Origin of the sequence: Sandarakinorhabdus sp. (assembly GCF_031422795.1) — a bacterium.
GTDB lineage: Bacteria > Pseudomonadota > Alphaproteobacteria > Sphingomonadales > Sphingomonadaceae > Sandarakinorhabdus.
Map to the genome: position 1 here is coordinate 1 of NZ_JANPML010000139.1, position 4,674 is coordinate 4,674.

General features: G+C 65.9%; 5 protein-coding genes. 2 read left to right on the forward strand and 3 right to left on the reverse strand.

Features of this window, described 5'->3' with window-relative positions; all coding sequences use genetic code 11:
* Positions 1-48 precede the first annotated feature (48 nt).
* The gene (locus RMO81_RS05075) at positions 49-1,170 is read right to left on the reverse strand and encodes a phosphoserine transaminase (RefSeq protein WP_310474673.1); all 1,122 of its coding nucleotides are present in this window, start codon (positions 1,168-1,170) and stop codon (positions 49-51) included.
* Positions 1,171-1,299: 129 nt separating this feature from the next.
* Positions 1,300-2,154 (reverse strand): class A beta-lactamase, encoded by an 855-nt coding sequence (gene bla, locus RMO81_RS05080; RefSeq protein WP_310474674.1) that lies wholly within the window; start codon positions 2,152-2,154, stop codon positions 1,300-1,302.
* Between the two features lie 83 nt (positions 2,155-2,237).
* Here bla and RMO81_RS05085 point away from each other — a divergent pair, with 83 nt between their 5' ends.
* Positions 2,238-3,038, forward strand: coding sequence for an SDR family oxidoreductase (locus RMO81_RS05085; RefSeq protein ID WP_310474675.1), 801 nt, complete (start codon positions 2,238-2,240; stop codon positions 3,036-3,038).
* Between the two features lie 47 nt (positions 3,039-3,085).
* Complete coding sequence (locus RMO81_RS05090) at positions 3,086-3,955, forward strand: TIGR00730 family Rossman fold protein (RefSeq protein WP_409049581.1); 870 nt, start codon at positions 3,086-3,088, stop codon at positions 3,953-3,955.
* A 421-nt stretch (positions 3,956-4,376) separates the two neighbouring features.
* On the opposite strand, the gene RMO81_RS05095 is transcribed toward RMO81_RS05090, so the two are convergent.
* Positions 4,377-4,674 (reverse strand): c-type cytochrome (locus RMO81_RS05095; protein WP_409049582.1); only part of this gene is annotated, 298 nt, incomplete at its 5' end.

The following is a 4,674-nucleotide window of genomic DNA, read 5'->3' on the forward strand; positions in this document are numbered from 1 at the left end:
GGTGCGGCCCCACCCCCGACCCCTCCCCTGAAGGGGAGGGGAGAAGGGTCAGGCCGAAACCTCGGCATAGGCCCAGTCGAGCCAGTGGGTGAGCGCGGTCACGTCTGCAGTGTCGACAGTGGCGCCGCACCAGATGCGCAGGCCGGGAGGGGCGTCACGATAGGCGCCGATGTCATAGGCGGCCTTCTCCTTTTCGAGGAGGCTGACGATCGCTTTCACCTTGTCTTCGGCCAGACCGGGCAGCACGAGGCAGACCGAGGTGTTGGAGCGCGAAGCCGCGTCCTTGGCCAGATGTTCGACCCACGGGCGCGACTGCACCCACGCATCGAGCGCGGCGGCATTGGCATCGGCGCGGGCCTTGAGCGTGTCGAGGCCGCCCAAGCTGTCCGACCATTCGAGCGCGTCGATATAGTCTTCAACGGCCAGCATGGATGGCGTGTTGATGGTTTCGCCGACGAAGATGCCCTCGGTCAACTTGCCCTTGGAGACGAGGCGGAAGATCTTGGGCAGCGGCCAGGCCGGGGTGTAGCTTTCGAGGCGTTCGACGGCGCGCGGGCCGAGGATGAGCATGCCGTGGCCGCCTTCGCCGCCCAGCACCTTCTGCCACGAATAGGTCAACACATCGACCTTGTCCCAATCGACATCCTGCGCGAATACGGCGCTGGTGGCATCAACGAAAGTCAGGCCTTCGCGGTCGGCTGGCACCCAATTATAATTGGGGATGCGCACGCCCGACGTGGTGCCGTTGGCGGTGAACAGCACGTCGGTGCTGAAGTCCACAGCAGCCAGATCGGGCAGCTCGCCATAAGGGGCGGTGATGATGGTGGGGTTCAATTTCAACTGCTTGGCGGCGTCGGTCACCCAGCCTTCGCCGAAGCTTTCCCAGGCCATGGCGGTGACCGGGCGGGCGCCCAGCATCGTCCACATCGCCAGTTCATAGGCGCCGGTGTCGCTGGCCGGCACGATGCCGATGCGATGCGTGTCGGGGATGCCCAGGATCTTGCGGGTCAGATCTATGGCGTGCTTAAGGCGCGTCTTGCCCAGCTTGGAACGGTGTGACCGGCCAAGGGAAGCCGTATCAAGTTGTTCGGGGCTCCATCCGGGACGCTTGGCGCAGGGGCCGGACGAAAAATGCGGACGCGCCGGAAGCGCGGTTGGTTTGGCAGTCATATTCTCTCCTCACAGAGAGCTCGCGCCGCGTTGGGGCGGCGTGGCCCGCCGCTGGGGATAGGGAATTGCCGACGACGGTCAAGCGGTTTCGCGGTTGCCGTCTGTGCGCCGATGGTCGCAGGGCCAGGTTCACCCCACCGAATCAACAATTGCCCGGCCCAGCGGCACGAACTGGCGGTTGCGTTCGGCCAGTTCAGATCGGGCGGCGAACAGATAGGCAGCAACCCAGATCGGCCTGCGACCGGGCGGCGTGATCACCGATACGATGTTGCGGGCGTGCCAGCTGCCGGCGCCGGTCTTGTTGGCCTCTTGCCAGCCCGGCGGCAGCGCTGCGCGGATCATGGTATCGGCGGTCTTGCTGGCCTGCATCCAGGCAAACAGTTGCGCGCGGCCGGCAGGCGAGAGGATGCGGCCTTCCACCAGCGCTTGGGCGGTGGCGAGCATGGCGGCCGGCGTGGTGGTATCGCGCGGATCGCCCGGCGTTTCGTTGTTCATTTCCGGCTCGTTGCGGTCCAGCCGGGTGGTCTGATCGCCAATCGCGCGCAGCCAGCGGGTGAGGGCGGCAGGGCCGCCGACCCGGGCCATGGCGATATTGGCGGCGGGGTTATCGGAAACAACCGCCATGGCTTCGGCCAGTTCCAGCAGGCTGGCACTGCCGCCAATGCGCTTTTCGGTAAAGGGTGCATTGAACAGCATGTCCGCCTTGGTCACGGGCAAGCGTTCGCTCATCACCCACGCGCCCTTTTCGGCGCCGTGCAGCAGCCGCGCCGCCAGCAGCAGCTTGAAGGTGGAGCACAAGGGGAAGCGCTCGGCCGCGCGGTGGGTGAAGCGTTGGCCGCTGTGGGTGTCGATGAGTGCGACGCCGATGGGCCCGCCCGCGCTGCGTTCGATCAACGGGATGGCGCGGCGCAGGGCGGCGAAACGGTCAGGGCCGGCGGCGGTGATCAGCGGCAGGCCGGCGAGGAGGATGCGGCGGTCGATCATGTGGTCTCCATCGGGTCGGCTCGGCATTGACGTCGCATCGGGAAACGCGTTTCGTCAATGCACGCAAGGGAAGGAAACTGGGGATGATCGACTGGACCGGACAACGCGTGCTGATCACCGGCGCGGCCAGCGGGATTGGCCGGGCGTTGGCCGTGGCATTGGGCCAGCGCGGTGCCCATGTGACGGCGGCCGACATCGATGCAGATGGCGTTACTGAAACGGCGGCCCTGTGCGGCGGCGAAGCGCTGGTGCTCGATCTGGCCGACGGCGCGGCTGGCCCGGCGGCAGTAGAGCAACTGGTTGCCCGCCATGGCCGGCTGGATGCGGTGTTTGCCAATGCCGGCATCGGCTACACACGCCGGCTGTTGAAGGCCGATATCGACGATCCCGGCCTCGCCCGGCTGTGGGAAATCAACATGCTGGGGCCAACACGGCTGGCACAGGCGCTGGTGCGCGCAGCCGAAGCCGGCGGCTGGCGGGCGCGGATCGTCATCACGGCTTCCGAAAACAGCCTGTCGCTGCCGCCGTCGATCCAGAATTTCGGCAATGGGCTTTATGCGGCGTCCAAACATGGTGTGTTGATCCTGGCCGAATGGCTGGCTACCGAAAGCCGCAACGCCGGCAAGCCGCTGGATGTGCATGTGCTGCTGCCCGGCGGCGTTTACACGGGCATGACGGCGGCCGGCCTGGGCCCGGATCCGGCGCGCTGGCCGGCAGAGATGGGCATCATCCGGCCCGAACGCGCTGCCGAACTCTGCCTCAAGGGCCTCGATCTCAGCCTGTTCCACATTCCCACCCACGCCCATCTTCATGATGACATGGGCGGCCGTTACCACAGCGTGGGCGACGCCACCGCCGCCCTGGGTCTGACGAATCCGGCGTGACAAGTTTGGCGACCTGCTCTATCGCCGCCGACCGTTTTGCGTGAGAGATGAACATGATGACACCGCCCGTACCGCCCACTGTGCCCGAACGTCTGTTCCCCACCGCCGAAGCCGATGCGAAGCTGGGTAACACGCCCACCGCCGTGCCGCAGACGGAACACCCGGCCTATCGCCTGGCCTTTCAGGATAGTGATTTCCTGCTGCGCGAAGATCTGCGCCCGGTGCGGTTCCAATTGGAACTGCTGAAAACCGAGCTGTTGCTGGCCGAAGCCGATATCCATTCCACCTTCGTGTTTTACGGCTCGGCCCGCATCCCGTCGCCGGAAGAGGCGCCGGGATTGGTTGCTGCTGCCACGACTCCTGAACGCAAGGCCGTCGCTGCCCGCCTGGCGGCCAACGCCCGCTATTATGATGTCGCCCGCGAACTGGCGGTACTGGTTTCCACCCATTGTGAAGCCGGCGAACGCTGCTTCACCGTCTGTTCTGGCGGCGGGCCATCGATCATGGAAGCCGCCAACCGCGGCGCCTGGGAAAGCGGTGCGCCTTCGCTGGGGCTCAACATCGTGCTGCCGCACGAACAAGTGCCCAACCCCTATGTGACGCCCGGCCTTTCGGTGCAGTTCCATTATTTCGCGCTGCGGAAAATGCATTTCCTGATGCGCGCCAAGGCTGTCGCGGTGTTCCCCGGCGGCTTCGGCACGTTTGATGAATTCTTCGAACTGCTCACCCTGGTGCAAACCGGCAAGGTCGCGCCGCTGCCCATCCTGCTTTATGGCCGTGATTTCTGGAACCGAGTGGTGAATTTCGAAGCCCTGGCCGAAGAAGGCGTGATCGCACCGGATGATCTGAAGCTGTTCCACTTCGTCGAAACGGCGGCGGAAGGCTGGGCCATCGTGAAGGCGCACTACGGGCTGTAGAGGGCAGGGAGAAGGGCCTCCGGCGGGCAGGGGCTGAGCCCTTGGCAGTCCACTTTCGTTTTCTTCCCCTCTCCCCTTGCGGGAGAGGGCGACTCGCGCGTAGCGCGGCGGGGTGAGGGGTCGCGCCTTGGGCTTCCAAAAGCGAAACCCCTCACCCCGGGCCGCCTGCGGCGACTCTCGCCCTCTCCCGCAGGGGGAGAGGGGCGTTGTCGCGGTGGAATGAGGCACCCATCTCCCGGGCCGCGCTTCGCGCGTCTCTCGACCTCTCCCCGGCGAGGAGAGGTGAACTTGGACCAGGACCGCCCCACCCAAACGGGGGCGCAGGTCTGCGACTCTGCCCGCCGGAGGCTGTTCTTTCTTCTTCCAATGAAAAAGGGCGGCGGCCTTGTCGGCCACCGCCCTTGAATTCGGTGTGAAGCGCTTACTCGGCAGCCGGGGCCGCTTCGCCTTCAGCCGGCGCGGCTTCCGCAGCCGGGGCTTCTTCGGCCGGGGCGGCAGGCAGCGGCAGCGGGCTGGCGCTTTGGCTGTTGAGCCAGGCAATCACGGCGGCGCGGTCTTCGGGCTTGGTGATGCCGGCGAAGCTCATCTTGTTGCCGGCCATGAAGGCCTTCGGGCTTTTCAGCCAGCCCCACAGATTGTCCCAATCCCAGTTCTTGCCCTTCATGCCGCCCAGGGCTTCAGAATAGCTGAAGCCGGCCTTGGCCGCGATCGGGCTGCCA